Source organism: Magnetococcales bacterium (assembly GCA_015231175.1).
In the GTDB taxonomy this organism is placed as follows: Bacteria; Pseudomonadota; Magnetococcia; order Magnetococcales; family DC0425bin3; genus HA3dbin3.
This window is the reverse complement of sequence record JADGBZ010000169.1, coordinates 1-2,436: the sequence shown is the minus strand read 5'-3', so window position 1 is coordinate 2,436 and position 2,436 is coordinate 1. Positions and strand designations below refer to the sequence as shown.

Annotated in this window: 6 protein-coding genes; 5 read left to right on the top strand and 1 reads right to left on the bottom strand. The window is 51.0% G+C overall.

Going from position 1 to position 2,436, the window contains the following annotated elements; genetic code table 11:
- Window positions 1-209 precede the first annotated feature (209 nt).
- From HQL63_16250 to HQL63_16230, 5 genes are all read left to right on the top strand, one after another.
- On the top strand, window positions 210-473 hold the full coding sequence (locus tag HQL63_16250; GenBank protein ID MBF0178373.1) for a BrnT family toxin: 264 nt from the start codon (window positions 210-212) through the stop codon (window positions 471-473).
- 3 nt (window positions 474-476) lie between these two features.
- Window positions 477-725, top strand: coding sequence for a BrnA antitoxin family protein (locus HQL63_16245; GenBank protein MBF0178372.1), 249 nt, complete (start codon window positions 477-479; stop codon window positions 723-725).
- 114 nt (window positions 726-839) lie between these two features.
- Window positions 840-1,019, top strand: a complete 180-nt coding sequence (locus HQL63_16240) for a type II toxin-antitoxin system HicA family toxin (GenBank protein MBF0178371.1) — start codon at window positions 840-842, stop codon at window positions 1,017-1,019.
- Window positions 1,020-1,030: 11 nt separating this feature from the next.
- On the top strand, window positions 1,031-1,453 hold the full coding sequence (locus tag HQL63_16235; protein ID MBF0178370.1) for a type II toxin-antitoxin system HicB family antitoxin: 423 nt from the start codon (window positions 1,031-1,033) through the stop codon (window positions 1,451-1,453).
- A 64-nt stretch (window positions 1,454-1,517) separates the two neighbouring features.
- Entirely contained in the window at window positions 1,518-1,811 is a 294-nt protein-coding gene (locus tag HQL63_16230; protein MBF0178369.1) for a DUF1640 domain-containing protein, read from the top strand.
- A gap of 146 nt (window positions 1,812-1,957) precedes the next feature.
- Here the strand turns inward: HQL63_16230 and HQL63_16225 are convergent, their stop codons facing one another.
- A complete protein-coding gene (locus tag HQL63_16225; protein MBF0178368.1) occupies window positions 1,958-2,254 on the bottom strand; it encodes a hypothetical protein in 297 nt (98 codons plus the stop codon).
- Window positions 2,255-2,436 lie beyond the last annotated feature (182 nt).

Sequence of the window (2,436 nt, the reverse complement as noted above, 5' to 3'; positions counted from 1 at the left end):
TGGGTTTTGTTCCCGGCTAGACCAGTTAGGTCAACGTAGGACACCACCCAAAATCCGGGCATAAAAATACCGCCAAGTCTGTCGGGGGCGGGTGGACCGCCTATTTCCATGGAGTTCTTAAGCTCCGACCCTGACGGTATGCCTTGGCGGATTGTGGTGTCAAGGCAATTTTGTTGACTGGGTGGCACTGCGTCTGCATCATTGCTCGTATGGATATTGGGTGGGACAAGGCGAAGGCCCGAGCGAACGAATTGAAGCATGGGGTGTCTTTTGCAGACGCTTCTGATGTGTTGAATGACCCCATGTCCATTGTGCTGGAAGATAATAGCCACAGAGAACAAAGGTTTCAGGCTATTGGTGGTGATGGTGGTGGTCGTGTTTTGGCAGTGATTTTCACCTATCGTGGGGATCGTTACCGCATTATCAGTGCCCGCAAGGCGGTGAAATGGGAACGCCAACTTTATGAGGAGTAAGCCATGATTACGGAAGAGGGATTCGATTTCAGTACAGCCAAGCGTGGCCCGGTCATCAAACCGGCCAGGGAGCAAGAACGCCTCATGTTTCGGATTGATACTGACATCCTTGCGTGGTTCAAAGGATATGTGGAGGCAGCCGGTGGAGGGAATTACCAGCAGATGATGAACGATGCCTTGCGTGAATACGTGGAGAGGCAGCGTTCCCTCGCCGACAAAATCCCGGTCGACCCTGTACGGGCCGTTGGGTGAAGAGTGGCTCATGAGTGATCTCTTTTTCGTGCCACGGGCACGGTCATGAAAACCCCAAAAATAAACGCAACATCTCTGTTGACTAAACACAACAGACCTGTTATATTTCTTCCCATGAACAGCAACGAATTCAAGAGATGGTTGGCCCAGCAAGGGGCCACATTCGTTCCCGGGAAAGGGGGGCACCTTAAGGTATTTTTAAACGGGAAGCGGTCGGTGCTGCCGATGCACGGCCAAAAGGAGCTTGGAAAAGGTCTTGTATATTCAATAAAGAAGGATCTTGGCTTGATATGAGGAGGCCTTGTATGTGGGACTATCCCGTAGAACTCACCAACGACGATGGAACGGTCCTGGTCTCCTTTCCGGACGTTCCCGAGGCGCATACCTTCGGGGAAGACAATGCCGAAGCGCTTTTGCGCGCCCGTGACGCCCTGGAGACGGCTTTGGAGTTTTACATCGACGACCGAAAACCGCTTCCAAAACCGTCCCCCGCCGATGGCAGGCCCACGGTGCGGCCTGAAGCTTTGACCTGCGCGAAACTGGCCGTTTATCAGGCCATGCAGGAGACCGGTGTTCGCAAAGCCGAGCTGGCACAGCGCCTTCATTGGCACCTCCCGCAGGTTGATCGCATCCTCAACCTTCGCCATGCTTCGCGTCTCGACCAGGTTGAAATGGCCCTGGAGGCCCTGGGTAAACGCATTGTGCTTTCCGTCCAGGATGCGGCGTAGCCTGTTTATCATTGGCTCTCTGCCGGAGTTGATATCGGGACATGTACTTTTCGGAGATTCTGCCATGACCTTTGCCGTTGCATTCGACACTTTGAAATTCGTTCGCCGACTCAGGGATGCTGGGGTTGATGAGAAACAGGCTGAGGCGTTTTCAGAGGCTTTTCGGGAAATCCAGGATGCCCAACTCAAAGAATTGGCTACCAAGGGGGATCTAAAGGAACTGGAACTGCGCATTGATTCCAAGCTCGAAGAAGAGCTTGCCCCGATCCGTACCGACCTGTTGCTCATCAAATGGATGCTGGCCCTGGTGATTACGGCAACCGTGCTCCCTGCGTTGAAGGTGTTTTTTCCGCATTGACCGTTCATTCCCTGCATCCTCTTTGAAAATGGGGGGAGAAAGTGATCATGCCACCCTCTTGAATTCGATCACCCATACCCATGGGTTGTCCACCCATCTGTTCCCGTTAGATGGTTTTGTCGATTCCCATAAAGCTGAAAAGGCGTCTATTTCTGTCTCAAAGCCTTCATGTTTATCTTCTGAAGAAAAAAATATCTTTCCTCAAACTCCTCATTATGGACGCCGCCGTATCCATTGCATCCAACAATGCATTCTTTTGCTTGAACACCTTCCTTGAAGATGTCTTCTGCACTGATCTCTTGCAATCTTTCAGCTCGAATGTTGACAATTTCCAGCGTGACCCTTGATGCCCACCTTGGCATATGAATGGACGGATTCCAGCTTGGATAGGATCTATCGAAACCAGCTTTGTAATAAGCGGATCTTTCGCCGTCAGGGCTCATTGTTTTTGGTGCCCCTCCCCATGTGTTTCGATGGGCAACGTAAAACGTCTCTCGGACCCAAAGAGTATCCCCCGTCTTATATTTACAGCACGAACCTACAAAATTTTTTACTGATCCATTGTATTGTGTAACTATTCACCACCCACCTTAAAGAAAAATCCTTGACACGGTTTTTTGCGATT

Coding starts and splice junctions, on each gene's coding strand:
- HQL63_16250 (MBF0178373.1), top strand. CDS start 210: ATGGATATTGGGTGGGACAAGGCGAAGGCCCGAGCGAACGAATTGAAG.
- HQL63_16245 (MBF0178372.1), top strand. CDS start 477: ATGATTACGGAAGAGGGATTCGATTTCAGTACAGCCAAGCGTGGCCCG.
- HQL63_16240 (MBF0178371.1), top strand. CDS start 840: ATGAACAGCAACGAATTCAAGAGATGGTTGGCCCAGCAAGGGGCCACA.
- HQL63_16235 (MBF0178370.1), top strand. CDS start 1,031: ATGTGGGACTATCCCGTAGAACTCACCAACGACGATGGAACGGTCCTG.
- HQL63_16230 (MBF0178369.1), top strand. CDS start 1,518: ATGACCTTTGCCGTTGCATTCGACACTTTGAAATTCGTTCGCCGACTC.
- HQL63_16225 (MBF0178368.1), bottom strand. CDS start 2,254: ATGAGCCCTGACGGCGAAAGATCCGCTTATTACAAAGCTGGTTTCGAT.